This is a genomic window from Paenibacillus sp. Soil766 (assembly GCF_001428105.1).
GTDB lineage: Bacteria > Bacillota > Bacilli > Paenibacillales > NBRC-103111 > Paenibacillus_E.
Map to the genome: position 1 here is coordinate 325,509 of NZ_LMSJ01000012.1, position 23,717 is coordinate 349,225.

Genomic DNA, 23,717 nt, shown 5'->3' on the forward strand with positions numbered 1-23,717 from the left:
TTTCCTTCTTTCTCTGTCATACAGTTACTTTTTGTAACTGCTATGCCGATGTCGGTTCCGCGGTGAGCGGAGTAGAAATTTTAATGGAGCTCGTATGAATCCATCTTTCAATTGACTCATTTTCAGAGGAGCCCATGGAGTCAGATATGTTTGTCCTAAAGATCGTAGGCTGACTAAATGAAGAAAAATAAACAGAAAACCGATCATGAAACCGAATCCTCCCAAGCTTGCAGCAAGAAACATGAGGGGAAAGCGCAAGATGCGCAGAGAAATAGCCATATTGTAATTGGGCAATGAAAAGGAAGCGATACCTGTAAGTGCCACGATGATGACCATGATGGGTGAAGCGATTTTGGCTTCAATGGCAGCTTGCCCAATGACAAGAGCTCCGACGATACTTACTGCTGAACCTACGGGTTTAGGCAGGCGGATACCAGCTTCGCGCATGATTTCAAAGAAAAATTCCATCAACAAAGCTTCGATGAAAGCAGGGAAGGGAATGCCTTCACGGGTATCCAGAATGGCCAACAGCAATACGGTGGGAATGAGCTCGGAATGAAAAGTTGAGATAGCGATATACAGACTCGGTAAAGTAAGTGCCATAATAAAGGCGGATAGTCTAAGTATTCGAATAAGTGAGGAATATAGGGAACGTATGTAATAGTCTTCACTTGATTGGAAAAACTCCATGAAGAGGCCGGGACAGATCATTACAGAAGGAGAACCCGAGGTGATCACAATGATTTTCCCATCAAGAAGCGCAGCAATAGCCGTATCCGTACGTTCCGTATGTCGAAATTGTGGAAAAGGGGAGTACGTGGAGTCCTCAATCAATTCTTCGATATAGGCGACTTCCAAAATTTCTTCTTGTATGGCTTTATCAAAGCGTTTTTTGAATTCGGCTAATGTGTTGGGGTTCACAGATCCATCTAAATAACCGATGGCAATCTCCGTCTTGGTTTCTCCGCTTGCAACGAACTTTTCAATCTTGAAATTGGCGCTTTTCAAACGGTTTCGCAGCAAACCCAAGTTGATTTTCAAATTTTCAACCGTAGCTTCTTGAGGTCCTCTAACGACAGGTTCGTTCATAGGTTCGGTAATTTGTCTTGTTTCCAAAGTAAGGGCATGAAAGCTCAATGCTTTATTCCATTGCTCGAAGAAAATCACAACTTGACCCCGCAGAATGTTATGTTCTGCAATGGGCAGTTGGTCAATAATCGTCACATTCCGGGAAGAGATACCTTGATTTTCGAAGAATGAGATCAATTTTTTAAGATCGATGGTTGCTGCTTCTACACCAGCTTCTTGAAACACAAGATCTTGGAGCACATCTTTTAGATAGACCAAGTCTTTATCATCTATAAGTGAATCGCAATAAACAACAAGTGCTCCGTATTGCAAATCCGCACCAAAAAATCTAGGCAGATAACAAATATCGGAACAATTCGCTAGTTGTTGCTCTAACCATTGTTTATTCTCAGCTAAGGTTAATGCAAGAGGAGATTCCACTTCAAGGGAAGGCACGATGGTGTTTGGCGTCGGTGTTGGCGTTGATGTTGTTGTTGTTGTTGTTGTTGCTTTACTTTTTCCGAACAACTTTTGTATATCCATAAAAATTTTCCTTCTATTATTTGTTGGTTGCGCAGGTTTATTATTCCAATATGCAGGGAAAATATGTGAACTTCTTTCCAGATTTCCCATCACTGTAGGAGGACGTTCTAACTCAGACGAGGTGGCTAGCCGGAACAGTAATGAAGACGGATCCAGTCTCATATATCAAATAGAATAAGTAAGAATTGAACTTATCTAATGAGAGGAGACTTTCGATGGAAACTCCGAGACGGAATCAAGGTGTGCCCGGCAATGTGCCACAGCCGATCCGACCAGATGGGGCTGGCGGGATGGATACCGGTCCTCGAGATATTATGAGGGATATGGAAAACCCAAATATGTTAGTCCCGCCAATTACGGATTCTGGCTTGCTGCCGAATTTGAAGTTTTCATTTTCGGACACATCGATGAAATTAAATTACGGGGGCTGGTCACGGGAAGTTACCGCTAGAGAGTTGCCTATTGCGACCACGCTTGCGGGTGTCAATATGAGCTTGACGCCTGGCGGTGTTCGAGAATTGCATTGGCATCAACAAGCGGAATGGTCCTATATGATTTTAGGTCGAGCGCGAATTACTTCCATCGATCTAGAGGGACGGAATTTTATCGCCGATGTGGGTCCTGGAGATCTCTGGTACTTCCCACCTGGACTTCCACACTCCATTCAGGGGTTAGAGCATTGCGAATTTTTGCTTGTTTTCGATGATGGCAACTTTTCAGATTTAAACACGATATCCATCTCCGATTGGTTTTCACGAACGCCTAAAGACGTACTTTCCGCTAATTTCGGAGTCCCCATGAGTGCTTTTAACAACATCCCCACAGAGCAAGTTTACATCTATCAAGACAAGGTTCCTGGACCAATCGATAGCCAGAAGGTACAGTCTCCCTATGGAACCATTCCTTTAAGTTTTAAGCATCAATTGCTCGCGCAACCTCCTATTAAAACGCCTGGTGGCAGCGTCAGAATTGTAGACTCCACGAATTTTCCTATTTCGAAAAATATTGCAGCGGCGCTCGTTGAAATAGAACCCGGCGGTATGAGGGAGCTGCATTGGCATCCGAATAACGATGAATGGCAGTATTACCTCACAGGGCAGGGACGTATGACCGTTTTTGCTGGAGATGGTAACGCTCGTACCTTCGATTATAGAGCTGGCGATGTTGGTTATGTGCCATTTGCAACTGGACATTATGTGCAGAATACAGGGACGCAATCGCTCTGGTTTCTAGAGATGTTTAAGAGTGATCGGTTTGAGGATGTGTCATTAAACCAATGGATGGCTCTTACCCCGCGTGACTTGGTTAGTACGAATCTACATGTTGGACCCGAATTATTGGATGCACTGCGCAAAGAGAAATGGCCTGTTGTTAAATATCCAGGATTTTCTCATTATCCAAAATAACAAAAAGAAGGCTGTCCCAAGTAGATGATCTACTAGAGATAGCCTTCTTCTATGAAGAGCTAGCCTTTTAATCCTGAGCTGGCAATCCCCTCTACGAACCATTTTTGACAGACAACCACGACGATGAGCAGAGGAACAAGTCCAGAAACGGAAGCTGCCATGGAGAGTACATAATTCGTACCAAACTCCTCCACATAACTCGTTAAGCCAAGTGGTATCGTGTACAAATCTTTCTCCCGCAGCATGATAAGCGGGTTCTCATATTCGTTCCAGTGCCAAGTAAAGGAGAGGATTAAGAGTGTGACTAGAGCAGGTTTGGTTAAAGGTAAACAAATTTGCCAAAATGTCCGCCAGTAACTGGCGCCATCAACGCGACCTGACTCCAATAGTTCATTTGGGAGTGTACTGAAAAACTGGCGCATCAAGAACGTGCCGAATACCCAAAATAAACCTGGTAAAATGATGGATGCATGTGTATTAATCAACTGCAACTGATCGAACAAGATGAAGCGAGGGACAAGTAAAACCTGACCTGGAATCATCATCGTAGATAAATATAGTAGAAACAGGAAGTTGCGGCCTTTGAAGCGTATTTTGGCAAACGCGTAGCCAGCCATGGAACTCGTTAATAGATTACCTACAACCGTAATGCCCGTGATTTTGATCGAATTCCAATAGAATAAATAGAAGGGATCTGTACCTGCCCAGACTTTCTTATAATTCTCAAAATGCCATGTATTCGGAATCCAATCGATCGGATATTGGAAGACTTCGCCATTTATTTTGAAGGAGGTTGATATCATCCATAGGAAAGGCAGAATCATCACGATAGAGATCGCGCCTAAGATGAGGGTTACGAAAAGCTTAAGCCAGAAGCTGCCTTTTCTCATGTTGGCAATGGCTATTTTTCGTGTAGATTGCGTAGATACAATAGTTGTTTCCATAGGGAATCTCCTTTCCAATTAGAAGTGCTGCTGCCAACGTTTCTGGCTTTGCCATTGAATGATGGTGACGACGAAGATGATGGCGAATAGCACCCATGAGACGGTAGCGGCATAGCCCATTTTGTAGAATCGGAATGCGAGTAAGTAAATGTGATAGGATAACACCATCGTCGAATCAATAGGACCACCCTGTGTCATAATGTTGACGGGTCCGAAGATCTGGAAGGAGCCGATAATGAGTGTAATGGCAACGAGAAAGGTGGTTGGTGTGAGCATGGGAATGGTGATTTGGAAAAACTGGCGTATTTTCGAAGCCCCATCAATATCGGAAGCTTCGTACAAATCCTTGGAAATGCCTTGCAATCCGGCTAGATAAATGACCATCGCGTACCCAATCGTTACCCACACTTGCATAATGATAATTGCGAAAAGGGCAGAATTCGGGCTCGACAACCAGCCTGGTGGATGATCAATGCCTACGGACTTGAGCACTTGGTTGATTGGACCATCGGAAGCGCGGTACATAATGCTCCAAATGACGGATACAGCGACGAGCGAACTGACGTAGGGTAGGAAGATCAGTGTTCGTAGTATTTGCTTGAAAAACACATACTTGTTCAGTACGACAGCAAACAGGAGTCCTATGATGATGGAAGCGGGAACGCTGACCAGGGTGAAGATCAGGTTATTTTTCAGCGCTTTCACGAATTTCGGATCACTGCCCAGCGCTTTGAAATTATCTAAGCCAACCCATTCGATTCCTGCGAACCCTTTGAGATATTCCCAATCCACGAATACGAGGTATAGACTGAATAAGATCGGCAGCAATATAAAGATGAGGTACCCCGAGAAGTTGGGCAAAATGAACAGGTAGCCTGCAAGGTTTTCCCTGAATTTGGCGTTTTGCCAGAAATGTCGTTTCATTGGTAAGCCACCCTTTCGAAATCATGTGTTAAAGTAACTTTACCAAGCGAATGGGCGAATTCCCATAGCATGAACGTGATCTTTTCTGTAGTTTAATTGAAAAAACCTCCAGCTAGATTTCTGCTGGAGGTTTTCGATACGTCTGTTATTTTTTAGCGCCCTTGATCGTTGTATCGGCACGCGTTTTCATCGTTTCAATCGCTTTGTCAATCGGTTGAGCGCCAAGCAAGTACTTTTCCATCTCATCTTTAAAGATGGCGCGAAGCTCTGTTGGAACCGGTACGTTGTAGGACGTAGGGAATGTATAATTGCCAGCTAAAAGCGCCTTCAAGGAAGCTTCATCAATCAGATCTTTCGCATCGCCAATGAGGATGGAGGCTATTTTGGCAGGATCTGCCTTCTTGCTAGTTGGGATACGTCCGCCTGGTACCATGGCCATATTACCTTCTTGTAAATACCAGGAGATGAATTTGAACGCCGTTTCTTTATTTTTACTGTTTTTGTTAATGGACATATAGTCGCCCATACCGCCGCCTGGATTAATATTGCCGCCAGCTGTAAATTGCGGATAAGGAGCAAACGCAACCTTGAAATCATGCGGGAAGCTCTTAATGTCTTTGATATAACGGATGATGTAAATTTGGGAAGCCATCATGGCCGCCTTACCTGTCAGAAGCTCGTTTTGTACGGTAATTTTACCAGCAACTGCTTCGGAGTATTTCATCATAACGCCTTTGTCTTCCAGGCTCTTCTGCATTTCCAAACCTTTCTTCATAGCTGGGCTGTTGAAGTTGGATGTGCCGTCCGCAGCGATGACCCAGTCTTGAGGTTTGGCTGTTTGAAGTACCGTATCACCAAACCAACCCAAAGCGGGATCTAGCATGGTACCCTTCATAGCTCCTTTGTTCAACTTGGTAGCCATTGCACTGAAATCGTCCCATGTCCACGCTGTAGGAAGCTTCTCGCCGGCTCCTTCTAAAGCTTTCATATTGAAAAGCACAGCGCCCAAGTTTTTATTTGCAGGGAGATAATAATATTTGCCGTCTGCAAATTTCTTGATGTTAGCAGCTCCGATGATACCCTCGACGTCAAAACCTGCTTTCGCAATTAAATCATCTAAAGGTTCTGCCATGCCAGCAGCTTGTCGTTTCGTCATGTAAGCATCGCCGTAGTTCATATAAATATCTGGCGCATCTGTATTGGAGAGCAGGGCTGTTTCCAACTTCAGGTTACCTGGATCGTCATTCACATAACGCGTATATTCGACTTTAATGTTAGGATTGGCTTTGTTCCATGCGTCGACGGCATCTTGTGGTCCGCTTTCCGGCGGAACACCACCCCAGAATTTAAGGGTAACTGGTTTCTGTGCTTCAGGTGTAGGTGTAGGTGTAGCTGCTGCTGTCGTGGCAGCAGGCGCGACTGACGCAGCTGCGGAAGGTGATGCTTCAGGTGTTTTGGAACAGCCGGTAACGAGAACGCTTACAGCAAGAGCGATTGAAGCTCCCATGCCTAATACTTTTTTCATTTGTTCATCCCCTTTTCTTTTGGTAGTTAAATCGTAATGCAATTTTTCCCAAAAAGACACGGAGTATTCTTTACGAAGTAAGCATTATTCTATGATGTTCGATGACCAAAGATGAGCTTGCGAAACTCAGTCGGGTACATGCCTTCCATTTGCTTAAAGCTGCGACTGAAATGGTTGGGATCGGCATACCCGATGAGCTCAGAAATTTCGAAAATTTTATAATCCGGATTTTTGAGCAGCTCCCGGGCATTTTTCATCCGAACATTCGTCATATAATCGGTGATCGTTTTGCCAGTTTCTTTTTTGAACAAAATGCTTAAGTAATTCTCTGTATAACCAACGGTACTGGCTAAATCAGCTACTTTGAGGGGTAAATTATACTTCTCCATAATTTGACGGATCACCATTTGAATCTCTGGTCGGAGTTTCTCTTTCCCGTGCTCACGCTTGTACGCCAGGAAGACGGGCAGCCACCCAATAAACCAGTTGGATAACGACTGCAAGGTTTCAGCATTGCGAATAACATGGTACGGATACTGCTGCTCATGCAGGGTGACGGAGTAAATATCGCCGCCTTCTGCTTTCAAGCAACGAGCAAAAATATGAAGCAGACTGAGCCATTGCTCTCGCAAGATGGCAGGTGGGATATTCTTATGGCGGCAGATTTCTTCTGTCCAGGTGATAATCTTCTCACGTAAGCCGGATTCGTCACCTTCTTCGATACGTTTCATCCATTCTTCTTCCTGCCATGGCTCAGATAGTGTCAGAGGTGAAACAAGTAGATGATCGTAGTAAACGATGCATGAGCCCCCGTAGTAGAATCGGTAGCTTAAAGCATGATCTGCTTTTTCATAGGTTTGATGCAGAGCGAATGTATCTTCGCAGGATGGAGACACGCCGATGGCCAACAAAATTTTCAGGAATACATGTACGGCATTCTGCATTTCGACCAACATGTTCGCATTGATTTGGCCTGTAAGGACACAGAACTTTCCAACTGCCATCTCCACTAGCTCCCCATTGCCATACTTCTTGAGAATCTCATTGAGGACATTTTTCACCGTGTATGTCAAAAGCCGATCGCTTTGGAAGCGGTTATTCTGTGTTAATTCCTCATAGGAATCGATCTGGATCACCGCTGCTGATAAGGGGGAAGAGAATGCCTCCAGCTGGAATTCTCGCCATACTTGTTCGATTTCCCCACGGGAAACATGGCCTTGGAGGAGCTCGCGCAACCGTTTTTCTTTGACCTCGTTACTATATTGATTCACCTTCTGCTCAAGCTGTGTTCTCGCATTCTGACCTTGCTTCTCCAAATGTAATTGATCCTGTATAGCGCGCAGCTTCTCCATCAGTTCGGAGGGATTGATTTCTAATTTCGTGACGTACTCGATTGCACCTAAGCGTAATGCCTGTTGGACATAGTTGAAGTCGTTATGGTTGGATAAAATAAGACATTTGATCGCCGGCCAGCGTTCACGGATCTGTCTCAATAATTCAAGTCCGTCCATCTCCGGCATACGAATATCCGTAAGTACAACATCGCAAGTCTGTGATTCTAATATTTTCAAAGCCTCTAACCCATTAGCAGCTTCGCCTATGACCTGGAACTCTTCGTTATCTCTAGGAATGATCGTTTTTAAGCCAATACGCACAAGGATTTCATCATCTACGATCAGAATTCTCAACATCTGTATTCCTCCTTTTCAAAGGCAGTACCAGTAGTAGACGGACGCCTTCGCCTTCCACACTTGAAATTTGCATACCGTACTGCATGCCAAAGTGAAGCTTGATTCGTTCGTTTACATTGCGTATACCAATGCCGCTGAACTTCGCGTGAGGGAGATTCAGAGAAGATTCCACCTGCTCTATCATCTCCATACTCATGCCTACGCCGTTATCTTGCATCACAATATGTAGATTCCCACCCACTTCTTCAGCTTGAAGCTCGATAAGGAGCGGGAACCGATTGCCATGAATAATGCTGTTCTCTACGGCGGGCTGCAGCGTGAATTTTAACACTTCGCAGTCAAGCAGCGCTTCGGGAATGTGATAAGTAAATGTGATCTGATCATGATAACGAATTTCCTGGAGAGATAGGTACACTTGTAAATAGTCCAGTTCTTCTTGCAACGTGACGAATTCTTGTTCATTGCGCATAGTGAAATTTAGCAGCTTACCCAGTTTGGTAATCATTTCACTGATATGATCAGCGCCAGAGAGCAGTGCCATCCATTTAATCGAATTGAGTGTATTGAGTAGAAAATGCGGATTAATTTGCGCTTGAAGCGCTTGGAACTGTGCTTTCTGCTTGCGCCGCTGCTCGTCATATAAATCGGATATCAGATCTTGCAGATGAAGCACCATGCGATTGAAGTAATTGCCAAGCAGGGCAATCTCGTCTTCCCCTTTGATCGTAACCAGTGTATTAAATTCCCCTTTACCAACCTTGGTCATGGATTTGGCCAATTGTTTGAAAGGACTCGTTACACGAAGCATGAGAACAATGAATGCGATGGCAAATAGTAGGAACCAGGCGACAACCCAGGTGATGGATTTGTCTTTTTCCCGACTAAGTTGTGTGGCGAAATCCTTCTGATTCATGAATTGGACTAGCCGCCAACCAAGCTGTGGTACGAAAGCGTCATTCATAAAATAGACCTGGTCTTCGATCTTCACTTCTTGAATGCCATTTCCATTGGGACGAACGTTCTGAAGGGCATGATTAGCCAATAAACCTGCAGCCGCACGATCACCGATTAAGAGGTTTTGGTTCTCATCGACGAGGACGGAAGTAATGCCTGAAGCTTGCTGATGCTGTATCTCGGCGTTCGGATAGAAGAAAATTGGGATCGGTACGCTGATAAAAAAGACACCATAGTTACTTGTATATTCGCCATTAATTTGTCTCGTCATGACGATCAGATCTTGCTTATTATTGAATGAAGGAAGTGAGTAGGGAACCGTCCAGTAGGGAAAGCCGTTGCGCCGTAGTGTAGGTTCGTACCAGCTTTCCTTCTGGAATGATTGTACACTTGTTTGTGTTACAGCCGACCAAGTCGTATGGGTATAGCCTCTATTGTCATATAAGCCAATTTGAGTTGTGCTGTCGAGCAGGAGGTCCTTGACGTTGGACATTTTCTTTTGCAGGCTCGTGAGTTGTAGGAAAGAATTGTAGTTATTCGACCAATCCGCAGGCTCTTTCAGGAATTTCTCCGTCTCTGGATCATTAATAATTAGACTAGAAGCGGTAATCATGCGAACGGCCATCTCGTTCATGGCTGTAGCTTTTTGGGATACGGCGGCTTGATTGGATTGGTTGAGCTGAAATTGCACAATATCTTCAGAAGACTTATAGAATCGGTATAGAATGGTCACAACTGGAAGTATAATCAGGAAAAATAAGGAGATCAGAATCTTTCCACGCAAGGTCTTTATTGGACTGCGAAGTTTCATCGATGTCACACCATGCCCTCATCTTCTAGGATTAGGAATCTCTTCTATCATACATTGACGACAGTTATCCTGCTAGAGAGAGTAGGGGGAAGCGTAGTATTTCAATGAATATGCCGTATAAAACAAAGAATATGCATGGTCATTATTGGGAGATTGAATGGCAATAGGGCGATAGGCAGATATCCATGAGCCAGAAGACAGAAGACAGAAGACTGAGGCCAGAAGCCAGAAGCCAGAAGCCGGATAGGCATAAAAAGAGGCGTGAGATTCTCTCATCACCTCATGGTTGCTCATTGATTCGCAGCGTTCGGAGGAATTTAAGGAAAGCGAAGGGGGCGTTTGAAATAGGCAATCATTTTACCGTTCGCAGGCGTCACGGATACGAGCTCCCAGCCATAACGTCCCCAGTGCGATAAGGCTTCATCCAATGACCAGCTGCTATATTCGGATTCTGAATTTCCCAGACAATCGGCTAAGGACACATCGGTCGCGTATTCCCATTGCGTTATCGGGTGGTGATCTTGGGAAGGATTGCGGACTTCTTTACGATCCCATCTTACACGTGTAGTGGCTTGAGATAGCGCCGATAAGATATCTTCTCTTTCCGTAACTTGCAGCAATAGAAGCTGTGGTGCCCGCGGCACGAAAAAGGAACGATGTGAATGATAAATCTGAAGCACCAAGGTACCGAGAGGCGTACCTTCTTGATCATGAATGAAGTACCAAGCGCAACGCTCTCGCTCTTCGGGAGGCCCCCAATTCTCGATTGAATTGTGACGATTAAAACCAGCTTTAATCTGGTACCCTTCTTGCTGGAAAGGTTCAATAACGTGTGCCATGAAGTCTTGAATCCAGACACCGTAAGCACGATCTCCATACTCGTTGAACGTTGAAATGTAATCAGTTTGTTTATTCTCGTAAACGGAGTTCCATGTATCAGATAGCCGTTTTTCTGCTTTTCGGAATAGTGGATCGATGTGGGTGTTGGTCATGAAGAACAACTCCTTTCGGATTTATCTAACGACGTTAGAATAATAATTTAATGATGTTAGATTAATGTATTGTGTTATAATTGTCAAGAGAAATTGGAGGTCGAACATGGCGCGAAGACGAATTCACCCTCTCCAATCGGAGGGGGCCGATGAAGAACGAGGGGTATCCGATATACATATCCCATTAGATCGTGAACGTATTATTCAAGCTGTCTTATACCTGCTGCGCGAAGAGGGGTTAGGCTCCATCAGCATGCGTAAAATTGCAGATTCCCTCGGTGTTAAGGCAGCTTCTCTGTATTATCATGTCAAAGACAAAGAGCAATTAATGCATCTGCTCGCAGATCAGATTAGTTCTGACGTGAGCTTTCCAGACGAAAGCCTCTATTGGCAGGAGCAGCTTCGCGAGTGGGCGCTCGATTTCCGACTTGCGCTGCATCGTTATCGAGATGCGATATCCATCATGAGTGCAACGATGGCAGGAAGCCCCAAGCGGCTGGCGCATATCGAATTCCTATACCGATTATTTGCCCAATCAGGCTTCAGTGATCCGCATATTCCGTGGTTCGCTAGCATGATTAAGAACTACATCTATAGCTTCGTGGATGAAGAAAATCGCTTAATGGCAAGAGCGGCACCAGTTGAGCCTTCAGATAAAAATGAAGAGACGCCGGCAGCACGTATGCAATCGCTGTCAGCAGAACAATACCCTCATTTTGTTCGGCTGTTACCCTTTACGACAGCAGTTAATTGGGATGAAGAGTTCTTGTTCGGGCTCAAGGTGTTAATCGACGGGTTTGAAGCTCAGCGGAAGTAGGCAGCATTACGCGAAAAAGAGGGCCCCTAGAAGCCATGGTTGATGGCGGGGAACCCTCTTTTTGCTGTTTTTTTCGAGCCTAGGGAAAGCTCTTTTGTCGAAATGTCTTCCCTATCCGAAATGCTTGCAAATCTGCAACTATGCAGCAAAAAAAGAAGCTAAGAGCAACTGCGCTTCTTAGCTCCTTTTCATAACATGCAAGTGTTCTCATAGTTATCCCTCGTAAGCTTGCTTGAGTGCGGAGATATCAATCTTCTGCATACCGAGCATCGCATTCATCACACGGGCTGCTTTCACAGGATCCTTGGCGTTTAGCAGCTCCCCCAGGATGGTCGGGATGATCTGCCAGGAGAGTCCGAATTTATCCTTCACCCAACCGCAGCGTTGAGGCTCACCGCCTTCAGACAGCTTTTCCCACAAAGTGTTGACTTCTTCCTGCGACTCGCAATTTACGTATAGCGAAAGGGCAGGGGTGAATTTGAAATGAGGTCCGCCATTTAAAGCCATATACCGCATCCCACCAAGCAAAAATGTTCCTGAAATAACTTTCCCCTCAGGCCCTGAGCGATTGATACTTTCAATTTGTGAATCGCTGAATATGGACGTGTAGAAGTTCATTGCCTCCTCGGCATTACCGTCAAACCATAAGAATGGAGAGATTTTTTGCATGTCAACAGCTCCTTTTATTAGGTATTGTATCACAAATGTTGATGATTTCATGCGCATCGTCGGAGCTGATATCGTATTACAAATACTCCCCAAACCATGGTGATGCCAACACAACCGCCCCCATAAAAACGAGCTGCAGCACAATACGAACCGCCAATCGAGGCACGGGCTTGCCGCCAATCGTCAACTTCTTGCGAGCAGCGAGGACGTTAGCTGGAAACATTGCGAGCAGCAGGAGCACTAGTCCGATGGATGCGGCCAATGACACAACGGGAATCTGCATTCCGATGGCACCGGCAATTTCTAAATAGCCCGTAATTGTTACGATTGAAGCCGGTCTCGGGAAAGCAGGAGGGACCATCCGAATCAGATCTGGACGTCTTTTCCCCCAATGCGCGGAGGCTGTAAGAAGGAACATGACAGCGACTGCACCTTGCAACGAGGTGTGCCAATGATCGAAATAAGACCATCCGAGAGAACCCATTCCCCATAAAAGTAGAAACGATGATATCAGCGCAATGAAAGGTGCCATGCGAATACCTCCTTATGAACTATTTGGATTGGTTTTTCAAAATTGTAGACATAAATGTAGACACCTCAGTGGAGATCTGAGCGCTCGTCGAGGCAAAAGATGAGCGGACACGTAATCCAAGGGAGAGCAGAACGAACATTTCAGCTGTTTGGTCCGGGTTAACGTTCTCCATAATGACACCATGGATTTGACCAATTGTAATCCAGTTCTTCGCAAATGATACGGATCGCTCATAGAAATGCTGCAGCACTCCTGCTACGGTCGGATCATCTTCCTTGCCAAGTAAGTATTTGAGTACTTTATTCGTGAGATCATTGGGGTCTTCTAGTGCGATAAGATTATGAGAGATGCTTTGCATCGGTCCATCAAAGGTTTTGACAGCGTGTTCCGTCTCCCGCATGAATTTCGCATTCGTTTCTTCGAGTCGCTCATGCAATACCATCGCATAAATCTCGTCCTTACTCTTCACATAATGGAAAATAGCCCCTTTCGATAGCGAGGATTGGTCCATGATATCTTTCATCGTGATGGCGTGGCAGCCTTTTTCCTTCAGCAGCGCTTTCGTTGCATCAAGGAGTTTACGCGTGGTGATTTCTCTACGTTCCTCATTTCTCATTAGCCTAATCCTCCGTCTGTGGGAAATTAATCCATCTACCCTTATTATATAAACAGACTGTCGGTTTGTAAATAGCTAAAACGAAAGACGCCACAAGTGTCAAACTCCTAGCAGCGTCGTTACCTACGAATATGGTATGTTGTCCAAGTGTCGTTACCCGACACGGGTATGCAGATCAATCGTCGTTGCCCAACACGCGACGCAATATCAACAACACCGCTCAGCCGTTCACACGCATTTGTCCGCGTTGGATCGTGGCACGATATTGTCCGGGCGTTAAGCCAGTCCATTTTTTAAATGCATTTAGAAATGCACTAGGTTCGGAGAAATGCAGCACATAAGCGATGTCCCCAACGGAGAACTCCCATTTACGAAGGTAGCCCATGGCTAATTCTTTGCGTACTTGAATGGAGAGATCGTTGTACGTCGTATTCTCTTCTTTCAATTTATGTTGAAGTGTACGTGAGCTCATTTGCAGGAAATCTGCCGTTTGCTGCAAGGATGGGAAAAAGGAAGGCATGCAGGAGTGTATCCACTGGACAACTCGGTCAGTAAATCGGCTAGATTGCGTAAGCTCCTGTCTAGTTTCTTGTGCGATATTCTCAAAAATGCTCAGTAACTTAGCGTCGGAATAGAGGATGGGGTAATGCAATACATCTTTGCTAAATCGCAAGTAATGGCTATTCGCGGCAAAGTTGGGGATTCGTCCAAATATAGCTTGATAAGGTGTTAAATCTGCCGTTGCTTCGTGACGAAATGCGACCTCCCGCAACTGGATTGCACGGTTACTAAGCCTGCCAATCAAACGGAACAATGAACTGGCCATATCTTCTATACAATGACGGGACATCTGTCCCTGACCGGGATGCTGTAGAAACATGGAGATCCGTACATCATCGCCTTCCACGTCCCAGTCCAAATTAAATCCGCTACATAGAAGTACATTATATCGCTGGTAAGCGGTTAACGCATCGACGACGGTTTGGGAATGCATCATGACATAGCCAAGGATGCCCATATCGGCGAACTCCATGATCTGTCCTTGATGTAAGCCGAAATGCGTATCCTGCGTATAATGGGCCGCTGCTATCGTTAATCGCTCCAATTCCTCGCCTGAGATGCGTACTTCAACATCCTGGAGAAGACTAGCGTCGAAGGACGCATACTTACAGAATTGCTCCGAATCAAAACCTTTTTGCACCACCGTTTTCATAATGGGGTACACCATAGAGATGGCAACATCATGGCTTTTCAAGTTAATAATCCCTCCTTTGCGTGAATCAGCAATTGGTTTGCGTGTCTCATCATTCAAATCGATCCACATTCATTCTATGCTGATTATATCGCAAATAAGGAGGAAAACATCTTGAAATCGAATATTCTTGTCATCAACGGACATCCGGATCCACAGAGCTATTGTGCGGCACTAACGAATGCGTATATCGAAGGGGTCTCACAGCGTAAAGTTGAAATTCAGAGAATTGATATCCATGCATTAACCTTTGATCCGAATCTGCAGTTTGGTTATCGTAAGCGCACAGAGCTCGAGGAAGATTTGTTGCATGCGCAGGAGCTCATCCGATGGGCTGATCATCTTGTCTTCGTCTATCCTACCTGGTGGGGGGCGATGCCGGCGATGATGAAGGGGTTTATAGATCGGGTCTTCTTACCTGGCTTCGCTTTCAAATATCGGGAGAAGTCTGCGCTCTGGGATAAGCTGCTGGTAGGTAAATCTGCACATCTCATTATTACAACGGATACACCTGCCTGGTACAGTCGATGGGTCAATAGGCATGCGGGATATCGCGTAATGAAGCATAATATATTGCAATTCTGCGGGATAACGCCCGTACGCCTTACTGAAATTGGACCCGTTAAACCATCTTCGCTAGAGAAACGAGTCCAATGGTTGGAGAAAGTAAAGCAACTCGGAACGAAGTTAGCCTAGTTTAATGCTACTCACCTATTGGTGTGGAGAAAGCAAAGAGGGAGGTCCCTAAGGACCTCCCTCTTGATCTTACCAACCTAACGATGTTCTACCAAATCGATTGCTCCTAGAATAACATGAGCAACGCCAAAGCCAAGCACACCAACACCAAGAAGCTTATATTTACTTTTTAGCATAGTAGCACCAGATGCAGAAACGACCGTTCCAAGAACAGCAGGAATCAATCCCTCGCGCATGAACATCACTCCTCCAAGTTTGTTTGGGTTAGGCAAGACACCTTAGTTTGCATCAAAGTCATTAACATATGCAGATTGGACGAATGGATTGAACATAATTGCATCATAACGGAGTAGAAACGGACATTGGCAGGTTATTCCATAACCGTTACGATGTGAAGAGGAGTTAGCGATTACAGCATTCATACCAAAAGGAGATTCACATTCATGTCTCATTTTCCAACAAAAGGATCACAAGGTGTACGTTTCAAGTTTGCGACGGATAACCAGGTAGAAAGTGTCGCGGTTGCAGGAACTTTTAACAATTGGAATGGTGATAGGAACTTTATGCGTAAAACGGAGGGGGAGAACGTCTGGGAGATCCAACTTCAGATCCCAAAGGGGCGGCATCTCTATAAATTCGTCGTGAATGGGGACGCTTGGATACTAGATCCCTTGAATCCGAGTATATCGGAAGATGGGCAGAATAATTCAGCAATCACGGTGACAGAGCATGGCGATGTTCTGATTCGGACAAATGACATCTCAGAGGAACAGCCGGGCTATATGTATGAAAATTATAAGGCTCTCTCTAGTCCAGAATGGATTAAGAAAGCTGTGATTTATGAACTTCATATTCGAGCATGGACTGAAAACGGGTTTAATGGGTTGGCTGATCAAATAAACTATTTCAAAAAACTCGGGGTAAACACGCTGTGGTTAATGCCATTCAACGAAGTTGGGCTTGAAGGCAGGATTGGTAAATATGGTGATCCGTATGCTGTGAAGGACTTTTATCGTATTGATCCAAGTTTTGGAACGAAAGAGGAACTAGCGGCGTTCATTCGTTTAGCTCATGAGAACGGGATGAGGGTCATACTGGATTGGGTTCTGAACAGAACGAGTGTGGATCATATCATGACTAGAAGTCGTCCAGATTTTTTCACACGGACCGAACAAAATGAGCTGTTTTACGATGTGCCCAATCGATCTTATTTCGCGGGACTACAGTTCGAGAATCGTGACATGCGAAGCTACGTTATTGAGGCGATGACAAATTGGGTTGAAGTGTTTGATTTTGACGGAATTCGATTGGATGATTCGGACATTACCCCGTACGATTTTCTAACTGAAATCAAGCAAGCACTGCAAGTGGTTAAAGCTGATCTCGTCTTCATTTCACAATCCTATGATGAGTATCACCATCTGGAATCTTGCGATTTAACCTACGATGGTAAGCTGCGTATGCTAATTCGCGATTGGATCGATCGAACGATTTCCCAACAGGAGTTCATGGCCATCTATAACTCTTTTAAATACAGCTTCCCTCAACAAGCGCTTAGAATGAGTTGGCTGGAGGAGAAAGAACAGTCTAGAATTGCTTCCTATTTAGGCGAAAAGCCTGCTTGGCCCGCAGCAACAATTTTGCTTACGTTAGAAGGTGTTCCCTGCTTGATGATGGGGCAGGAGTTTAATGAGCCGACCTTGGCAACATGGGCATCGCTATTCGATGAATATCAACTGAATTGGCAACTTTTTGATAAGGAAATGTTCGAACACTATGCTTATCTTATTCAACTTCGCACGAGCAATCCCGCGTTCTGGAAGGGAGTATTGACGTTTATCCGTAATTCGGGTGACATGGTTCTATCGTATACGAGGCAGCATGAGCGTGATGCGTTTATGATTGTTGTTAATTTATCACCAGATGCCGTAATTGTTCGATTTGACGATAGCCAGGTAGATGAGGTTAATATCCATAATTGGAAAAATGTGATCTATCATACAGGGACGGTCAATCGCCAGTTTGCGGAAGACTCATCGGAGCTGTGGTTAGATGGCTATGAGAGTGTCATTTTTAGAAAAGTGAACGTGTAGTTGATTACGGCTTAAGGTGTATGTGAGGGAAGTTCAGCAAGTAAGGCTTCGAACCATTCCTTGGCAAAAGTATGAGAACGAATCCCATAATCAAGTGTCTTGATTTGAAAAGCAAGAATTGCTGCATAGGGTGCCGGAACTTGAAGGTTCTGAAGCCCTTTGTCCATTTGCTGGAGATCATGTTCAACCTTCTCAATCTGCGTAATGATTTGTTGTAGGATAGCACGTTGATCTTGGGTGGAATCGATTAATCCCAGAAAAAATACTTTAGCTAGTGCTATAGATTCTAACCTGCTTGTTGGTATCTCTGAGCCCATCCATATATAGAAAGCTTCTCGCCCTTTCTCTGAGATGGTGTACACTTTCTTGTTTCTCCCGCGATCTATTTGCTCCTCATAGCCAATATCACCCTGTTGAAGTAATTTCTTTAAAGCCGTCTGCAAACTGCCATAACTGGCACTATAGAACAAGGCAATGCCTTGTTGAAATGCTTTGTTGAGCTCATACACCGTCTGATTCTTCATAATCAATAAGCCGAGAATAACGAATTCCATATAGCGAGTCCCCTTGTTTGTGTTGACATACGTCTTGTCCTTACATTACGATTAGTTATATTACTAATAGTAACATTAATCATATGTAAAGACAATTCGATCTGAGGAGGATCCACAAAGCGATGTTTGTTCGAAAATCATGGAGCAATGAGGTAGCCTCAAAGCATCTCAATTCTTACTTCACGAAATTACTTAAGAGCAGCCGCCATCAGACGGGCCTACAAGTATGGATTGATAGCAGTGGATTCACATATCGTTATGCCGTTGGGGGAATTTCAGCAACAACTGGTGCGGCGATCGCATTGAATCAACCTTTTCATACCGCAAGTATTGGAAAAGTGTTTACTGCTGTGTTAATCATGAAACTGGCAGAGAGAGGGAAACTCTCGTTAGGTTCTCCAGTTATGACTTTATTACCATCGTCTGAGTTAGAAAATCTCTTCGTGTATCGCGATGTCGACTACGCTAATCAAGTGACGATCAAGCAGTTACTTGGACACACATCGGGGGTGGCCGACTATTTCGAAGACCCTGTCATTCACAAGCCAACGTTTATGCAGCGTATTGTTGCTAATCCGCAGGAACGGTGGACACCAGAAACTTTGATTGAATTTACGAGAAGAAATCAACGAAGCCTGGGACCTCCAACTTCGCGCTTTCATTACTCAGACACTGGTTATATTCTATTAGGGAGAATTATCGAGCATATCACGGAAAAATCCTTTAGCGACAATCTACACGATGAGATATTCAGTCCACTACAAATGAAGGATTCCTACTTAATGTTCTATTCGCAGCCGGAACATACACCTGCTGAACCGATTCAGGATATTTGGTTGAACAAAGTTGAAATCAGCCGTTTGCCCTGCTTAACCTGCGATTGGGCAGGGGGAGGAATCGTAACGACACCGCAAGATCTCTTGCTTTTTCAGAAGGCACTCTGGAATGGAACATGCGTTGATGCAGTATCGTTACAGGCCATGACAACCTTCACACATAAATTTCGAAATGGCATTCATTATGGATTAGGGATGATGGAGATTCATTTTGAGGGGTTCTTCTTCTTGCTCCGAGGTTTACCAAGACTCCAAGGCCACAGTGGGATACTGGGAACGCATATGTTCAGCCATCCAGAAACCGGAACGCATATCGTCATGAACTTCGGTTCGAGTACAGCGATTGTTAGAAGCTACAGAGCTCTCATTGAAGTGGTGACGACGTTGAAGAGGATGGGAGAATGGGGATAGGAATTTTCCAGAGGCTAACGGACACAGCAAGCGCTATTAAACTGATTGCATTCATAAATCAGCTGATCAACATCGAATAACGTTGATTGAGTCCGTTAGCACAATTGGAAATGCGGAAAATAAGTGTATTATCCACATAATAGCTGTCTATCAAATGTTATTATGGGAGGCCAGCGGTTCTACCAAGGCAGAGGTTCCGACTTATGAAAGAATCCGCCAGATGGTCCATCACTTGGAAGGGTAGCCAAGTACACAGCAGTTTCAGCGCCTTCATGAATTTCCATCAGGGCAGCGGGTCCGCCCATGTCCGTTTTTACCCAACCTGGGTGGCAGGCATTCACCTTTAAATTGGAACCTCTAAGTGTAATGGATAGCTGTGCTGTCCATGCATTCAGTGCTGCTTTCGATACCGTGTAAGCTGGAACGGCACCCCTGGCATACATGTCGTTCGTTAGAATGGTGGAAATGGAACCAAGTATGCTGGATTGATTAACAATTCGTCCTTCTGGACTTGCTTTTAAAAGAGGAAGAAGCGCTTCTGTTAACGCATGTGCGCCGAATATATTGACGTCAAATGTACGGCGCATGACATCTGTGTTATTGCCTTCATGATCCAAATAAATCCCCGCATTGTTTACTAGAATGTCTAGCTTTCCATATTCCTGACCAATCCTCGCAACAACCTGATGAATGTGCCCAGGATCTGTCACATCTAATTCAATCGGATAAGCTGCGATTTCCTCCGAACGCAGCTGCTCGGCAGCTATCTCTGCCTTACGCACATCGCGGGCTCCGAGCAGCACAATAATACCTTGCTTTCCTAGCTGCCGGCCGATTTCTAAACCAATTCCTTTATTCGCTCCTGTAATCAATGCAATTTTCTTCGTCATTATCTGCCTACCTCCTATAAAATTTATTTCATACCGAACGGTATAAAACGGGTAAAAAAATGCTTATTTGAGCAATGTAAGAATCTCAGCTACCACACTATCAACGTAAGGTCGTTCTGGCTGTGATTTCATCGTAACCGAAAGTCCAATGGCAGAAATCGTCAGTACACGCGATAGGGCGGCTGTATTCAACGAAGGTGAAAGTTCCCCTGTACGGATACCCGTTTCTAGTTTTTGTTGGATTAATTCAGTAAGTTTCAGCTGGTAGTTCTTCGTAATTTGAGATAAGCTCTCATCGTGAGGTGCAAGCTCAACCATCGTGTTGATGCATAAGCAGCCCAGATCAGGATTATTGTTGCCTACCCCTTCAATGATTCCTTGAAAATACATGCGCAGCGCTTCTTTCACTGAAACGGCGTTCTGCATCCTGTTGTAGATAAAAGAGAGGCTCATGTCTACGTACTTGTTAAGTACGGTTTCGAACAATTCTTGCTTTCCCCCGAAAGCTGCATAAAGACTAGGACGCTGAATGCCCATTCGAGCGGTCAGATCACTCATTGAAGTTGCTTCATAGCCTTTCTCCCAAAATACTTGCATGGCTGCAGCCAATGCATGCTGTTCATCAAACTCCCGCGGTCGAACCATTGTCGTGATCACTCTTTCTGTACTCATCGGTACAAAATGATCATATAGCAAATGTAACCAATCGTCAACTGTAGGGGTTTCACTGTCATTGATGTTGAGGATATGAATCGCTTTCAACCCATTGAGGGGATTGGGCTTCCTGAGGGAAGGGCATATCTTTTGTTGGATATCGATACGGGCACAGGAACATTAAACGTGACACCAACCACAGCATTGGCCATCATAGCGCAAGCAAATCGTTCTCCGCTCACTTTGGAAGAAGGGATTAGTGTGATTACCCATTTTCCTGATAGGTTACGTAAAAATAATGGCTTCTCACTGCTCGGTTCTCGTTGTGGTGACCGGAGAGTCACTGTGCTATGGATTAGTGACAAAAAGCCAAAGCTGGGTTGGTGCTGGGCGGGGAACCCACATACGTGGCTAGGCTCCGCCTCTTGTCGATCTAGATGCTAAACGATTTTCATTATCTTACCATCTTGTGTGCTCAGGTAAAGTTCACCTGCCGTGTCCATACCGAAGGAAGCAATATTCAAGCCTGACTCTAATAAGGTTAGGCTCTTGATCGTTCCGTCACTTTGTTGAGATAATGCCCAAATTTTCCCCGTACCGTAATCTGCGTACACGTACCAACCATAAAGTTCAGGGAGCTTCTTGCCCCTATACACATAGCCTCCCGTAATCGATACGCCTTGATCACGACCATAGGTAAACAGTGGTTGCTCTAAGCCAGCCTTATTGCAGCCTTCCTTTGGATCGTAGCATTCAAATCCTTCTTGAATACGCCACCCATAGTTTTTACCTTTTTCTATGAGATTAATTTCTTCGAATCTATTCTGGCCAACATCGGCTGCCCATAGCTTTCCTGTAACGGTATCGAAACTGAATCGCCATGGATTCCGCAGTCCGTAGGCATAGATTTCCTTAGCACCTTTGCTAATAAAAGGATTGTCAGCAGGGATTGCATAGAGAAGCCCGCCATCTTGCTTGTCTACGTCGATACGCAGTATTTTGCCTAGCAGGGACTGAAGGTTTTGGCTATTGTTCTGAGGATCTCCGCTGCTGCCACCGTCTCCCGTCGCTATGTACAAGTAACCATCCGGGCCGAAAGCGAGTTGCCCACCATTGTGATTCGGATAGGGTTGCTTAAAAGTAAGAAGCACTTGCTCACTCTTGGGATCAAGAAGAGCGGGATCGTTAGGAAGCGTGTTGTAACGAGCGATGACGGTATGGGTCTCCGTCGTGTAATTGACATATGCCAACGTTGGATTCTTCGGATGGAAGGCGAGTCCTAGCAAACCTTGTTCGTTACCGCTATCATTAACGCGATCCGTAATATCGAGAATGAGTACGGGCTTATCCTTCGGCTTATCGACGTTTACACTGACGATTCTACCAGGCTGCTCAACGAGATATAAGAGATTCGGTGAATTAACGCGATGCTCAATTCCTACTGGATGATCGAAATTGTTCGGCTCGAAAAAAGGAGTCAGTGAAATGCTATTCGATGTCGCGGTGGAAGGTTCGGAATCTTTGGACCATATGCAGGCGGGTAGTACAAGTAGCAAGATTAGGCTCATACATGCAAGACTATAGCGTTTAATCAGAATCAACCTCCTTCATGAACATGAATGGATTTAGAGATGCTTTCACATTTAAGTGGATGCTTTCTCATTCCTTTTCTTAAAGAACCATCTGTAATAAACAAGCGATATAAAAAATGTAGCTGAAAGAGAGAGCCAAGTCCAGTACCAAGCCCAATTAATGTATAGTATTAAATTAGTGTATCGCTCAATTAATACTTCAGATATGGTTATCCATGTTGGCCAAAATAGGTGCCAACAAATTTTATAAAATAAGTTTTTGTTTTCAGGATACCTCAGAACGAAAATCACACAAGTTGCAGGGTAGATAAAATATTCAAAAGAAAAACTTGTCTGGGTTGCAAATGTAAACTCTCGAACAGGATATTCAATTAAATGATTTTCGACAACCGCTAATCCAATCGGCCATGTCATGAGTTGTTTAAATAAAAAAACCAGGTTTGCTTCTCTAATTTTATTCCGAGGGGTGAATAGAACTAGAAGCATAATGGCTCCAAACCACACGGATAGTAATATGATGAGATCTCCCAAAATTTAATCTAACTCCTTATGATTTTATAAGCTCTAGTATGACCTTGGGTTAGGCAACACAAACCTATATTTAGGAGTTATGAATTCCCCCATAAAACATATTAAAACACGATTACAATGGACCTGCAGCCAATTGCAATGAGATACCACCATTTGGTGTCCTGTAATGCGGGAAGTTGAATTTATTTGTTGGAAACTTTCCCTTCATTTGGGGTGATGGGGATTAAAAACTGCGTAGGGGCTTATTTCCGCAATGATCCTATTTTTATTAATAGTTAGTCTAATTTTTCCTTCATCGCGGTCAATACGTCTTCCCAATAAAGCTTCATTTGTTCCCGTGTATCCAGATGGTCCAAATTCTCTTGATGAAAACTGAACGTCGTTCTGTCTGGCTTGTTGGATATCAATCGGATTTGCAGTGTGGATGGTTTAGTCCATCCCTCTTTTTTCCATTTCAAGCGAATATGACTCAACGGTTTAACCACCCTGAATTGCACTGTAATTCCCTTGTCGGATATAAAAGTGCCTCCCTCCTCCAAAGTATGGAATGAGACGTTTCCTAACCATAATTGTAAACCTTCAGAGGAAGTAAGAAACGTCCACGCCTGTTCAGGTGAAATCGGAAGCGTTCTCCGAACCCCGACTTGAAATCCTGCAGATGCGGTTTGCCCAACTAAAGTTTTCTTCATCCTTAACACCTCTCAAAATTAGATTGT

Annotated in this window: 24 protein-coding genes; 6 read left to right on the forward strand and 18 right to left on the reverse strand. The window is 44.5% G+C overall.

Translation table 11 applies throughout. The features are described from left to right. Window positions 1–24 precede the first annotated feature (24 nt). Window positions 25–1,611: a spore germination protein gene (locus tag ASG89_RS10755; protein ID WP_082592971.1), complete on the reverse strand. Its 1,587-nt coding sequence runs from the start codon at window positions 1,609–1,611 to the stop codon at window positions 25–27. A gap of 215 nt (window positions 1,612–1,826) precedes the next feature. On the opposite strand from ASG89_RS10755, the gene ASG89_RS10760 reads away from it, so the two are divergent. Continuing rightward, complete coding sequence (locus ASG89_RS10760; RefSeq protein ID WP_057310575.1) at window positions 1,827–3,017, forward strand: oxalate decarboxylase family bicupin; 1,191 nt, start codon at window positions 1,827–1,829, stop codon at window positions 3,015–3,017. Window positions 3,018–3,076: 59 nt separating this feature from the next. Here ASG89_RS10760 and ASG89_RS10765 read toward each other — a convergent pair whose 3' ends face one another. The 6 genes from ASG89_RS10765 to ASG89_RS10790 all read right to left on the reverse strand — a co-directional run bounded on the left by ASG89_RS10765 (window position 3,077) and on the right by ASG89_RS10790 (window position 10,858). Further along, a complete protein-coding gene (locus tag ASG89_RS10765; RefSeq protein ID WP_235549705.1) occupies window positions 3,077–3,961 on the reverse strand; it encodes a carbohydrate ABC transporter permease in 885 nt (294 codons plus the stop codon). Between the two features lie 18 nt (window positions 3,962–3,979). After that, on the reverse strand, window positions 3,980–4,885 hold the full coding sequence (locus ASG89_RS10770; RefSeq protein ID WP_057310576.1) for a carbohydrate ABC transporter permease: 906 nt from the start codon (window positions 4,883–4,885) through the stop codon (window positions 3,980–3,982). Window positions 4,886–5,030: 145 nt separating this feature from the next. Beyond that, on the reverse strand, window positions 5,031–6,410 hold the full coding sequence (locus ASG89_RS10775; RefSeq protein WP_057310577.1) for an ABC transporter substrate-binding protein: 1,380 nt from the start codon (window positions 6,408–6,410) through the stop codon (window positions 5,031–5,033). Window positions 6,411–6,499: 89 nt separating this feature from the next. Next, entirely contained in the window at window positions 6,500–8,101 is a 1,602-nt protein-coding gene (locus ASG89_RS10780; RefSeq protein ID WP_057310578.1) for a response regulator, read from the reverse strand. Then, on the reverse strand, window positions 8,076–9,866 hold the full coding sequence (locus tag ASG89_RS10785) for a sensor histidine kinase (RefSeq protein WP_235549719.1): 1,791 nt from the start codon (window positions 9,864–9,866) through the stop codon (window positions 8,076–8,078). Before ASG89_RS10785 ends, ASG89_RS10780 begins: the two co-directional genes overlap by 26 nt. A 317-nt stretch (window positions 9,867–10,183) precedes the next feature. Further along, window positions 10,184–10,858, reverse strand: coding sequence for a DUF6022 family protein (locus tag ASG89_RS10790; RefSeq protein ID WP_057310580.1), 675 nt, complete (start codon window positions 10,856–10,858; stop codon window positions 10,184–10,186). Between the two features lie 106 nt (window positions 10,859–10,964). Between ASG89_RS10790 and ASG89_RS10795 the strand changes: the two genes are divergently transcribed. Beyond that, window positions 10,965–11,675: a TetR/AcrR family transcriptional regulator C-terminal domain-containing protein gene (locus ASG89_RS10795; RefSeq protein ID WP_057310581.1), complete on the forward strand. Its 711-nt coding sequence runs from the start codon at window positions 10,965–10,967 to the stop codon at window positions 11,673–11,675. 213 nt (window positions 11,676–11,888) lie between these two features. Here the strand turns inward: ASG89_RS10795 and ASG89_RS10800 are convergent, their stop codons facing one another. The 4 genes from ASG89_RS10800 to ASG89_RS10815 all read right to left on the reverse strand — a co-directional run bounded on the left by ASG89_RS10800 (window position 11,889) and on the right by ASG89_RS10815 (window position 14,747). Further along, window positions 11,889–12,344 (reverse strand): VOC family protein, encoded by a 456-nt coding sequence (locus ASG89_RS10800; RefSeq protein WP_057310582.1) that lies wholly within the window; start codon window positions 12,342–12,344, stop codon window positions 11,889–11,891. A 76-nt stretch (window positions 12,345–12,420) separates the two neighbouring features. Continuing rightward, on the reverse strand, window positions 12,421–12,876 hold the full coding sequence (locus ASG89_RS10805; protein ID WP_057310583.1) for a DoxX family protein: 456 nt from the start codon (window positions 12,874–12,876) through the stop codon (window positions 12,421–12,423). Window positions 12,877–12,895: 19 nt separating this feature from the next. Continuing rightward, window positions 12,896–13,492, reverse strand: coding sequence for a TetR/AcrR family transcriptional regulator (locus ASG89_RS10810; protein WP_057310584.1), 597 nt, complete (start codon window positions 13,490–13,492; stop codon window positions 12,896–12,898). Between the two features lie 220 nt (window positions 13,493–13,712). Next, window positions 13,713–14,747: an AraC family transcriptional regulator gene (locus ASG89_RS10815; RefSeq protein WP_057310747.1), complete on the reverse strand. Its 1,035-nt coding sequence runs from the start codon at window positions 14,745–14,747 to the stop codon at window positions 13,713–13,715. A gap of 111 nt (window positions 14,748–14,858) precedes the next feature. On the opposite strand from ASG89_RS10815, the gene ASG89_RS10820 reads away from it, so the two are divergent. Then, window positions 14,859–15,440 carry an NAD(P)H-dependent oxidoreductase gene (locus ASG89_RS10820; protein ID WP_057310585.1) on the forward strand — a complete coding sequence of 194 codons (582 nt, stop codon included), beginning with the start codon at window positions 14,859–14,861 and terminating at the stop codon, window positions 15,438–15,440. A gap of 77 nt (window positions 15,441–15,517) precedes the next feature. Here the strand turns inward: ASG89_RS10820 and ASG89_RS10825 are convergent, their stop codons facing one another. Beyond that, window positions 15,518–15,676, reverse strand: coding sequence for a hypothetical protein (locus ASG89_RS10825; protein ID WP_056616564.1), 159 nt, complete (start codon window positions 15,674–15,676; stop codon window positions 15,518–15,520). A gap of 207 nt (window positions 15,677–15,883) precedes the next feature. Here ASG89_RS10825 and ASG89_RS10830 point away from each other — a divergent pair, with 207 nt between their 5' ends. Then, window positions 15,884–17,533 (forward strand): alpha-amylase family glycosyl hydrolase, encoded by a 1,650-nt coding sequence (locus ASG89_RS10830; protein WP_057310586.1) that lies wholly within the window; start codon window positions 15,884–15,886, stop codon window positions 17,531–17,533. A gap of 11 nt (window positions 17,534–17,544) precedes the next feature. Here ASG89_RS10830 and ASG89_RS10835 read toward each other — a convergent pair whose 3' ends face one another. Continuing rightward, entirely contained in the window at window positions 17,545–18,087 is a 543-nt protein-coding gene (locus tag ASG89_RS10835; RefSeq protein WP_057310587.1) for a PadR family transcriptional regulator, read from the reverse strand. 122 nt (window positions 18,088–18,209) lie between these two features. On the opposite strand from ASG89_RS10835, the gene ASG89_RS10840 reads away from it, so the two are divergent. Continuing rightward, on the forward strand, window positions 18,210–19,334 hold the full coding sequence (locus ASG89_RS10840; protein WP_057310588.1) for a serine hydrolase domain-containing protein: 1,125 nt from the start codon (window positions 18,210–18,212) through the stop codon (window positions 19,332–19,334). Window positions 19,335–19,513: 179 nt separating this feature from the next. Here ASG89_RS10840 and ASG89_RS10845 read toward each other — a convergent pair whose 3' ends face one another. Both ASG89_RS10845 and ASG89_RS10850 read right to left on the reverse strand, forming a co-directional pair. Then, window positions 19,514–20,224: an SDR family oxidoreductase gene (locus tag ASG89_RS10845; protein ID WP_057310589.1), complete on the reverse strand. Its 711-nt coding sequence runs from the start codon at window positions 20,222–20,224 to the stop codon at window positions 19,514–19,516. Between the two features lie 63 nt (window positions 20,225–20,287). Further along, complete coding sequence (locus tag ASG89_RS10850) at window positions 20,288–20,869, reverse strand: TetR/AcrR family transcriptional regulator (protein WP_057310748.1); 582 nt, start codon at window positions 20,867–20,869, stop codon at window positions 20,288–20,290. Window positions 20,870–20,971: 102 nt separating this feature from the next. Between ASG89_RS10850 and ASG89_RS35535 the strand changes: the two genes are divergently transcribed. After that, window positions 20,972–21,322, forward strand: a complete 351-nt coding sequence (locus ASG89_RS35535) for a DUF5701 family protein (RefSeq protein WP_235549706.1) — start codon at window positions 20,972–20,974, stop codon at window positions 21,320–21,322. On the opposite strand, the gene ASG89_RS10855 is transcribed toward ASG89_RS35535, so the two are convergent. The 3 genes from ASG89_RS10855 to ASG89_RS10865 form a co-directional block, all read right to left on the reverse strand. After that, entirely contained in the window at window positions 21,319–22,446 is a 1,128-nt protein-coding gene (locus tag ASG89_RS10855; protein ID WP_057310590.1) for a PQQ-dependent sugar dehydrogenase, read from the reverse strand. The genes ASG89_RS35535 and ASG89_RS10855 overlap by 4 nt on opposite strands. A gap of 75 nt (window positions 22,447–22,521) precedes the next feature. Further along, the gene (locus ASG89_RS38450; protein ID WP_321166492.1) at window positions 22,522–22,956 is read right to left on the reverse strand and encodes a CBO0543 family protein; all 435 of its coding nucleotides are present in this window, start codon (window positions 22,954–22,956) and stop codon (window positions 22,522–22,524) included. A 320-nt stretch (window positions 22,957–23,276) separates the two neighbouring features. Beyond that, window positions 23,277–23,690, reverse strand: coding sequence for an SRPBCC family protein (locus ASG89_RS10865; RefSeq protein WP_057310592.1), 414 nt, complete (start codon window positions 23,688–23,690; stop codon window positions 23,277–23,279). Window positions 23,691–23,717: the final 27 nt, after the last annotated feature.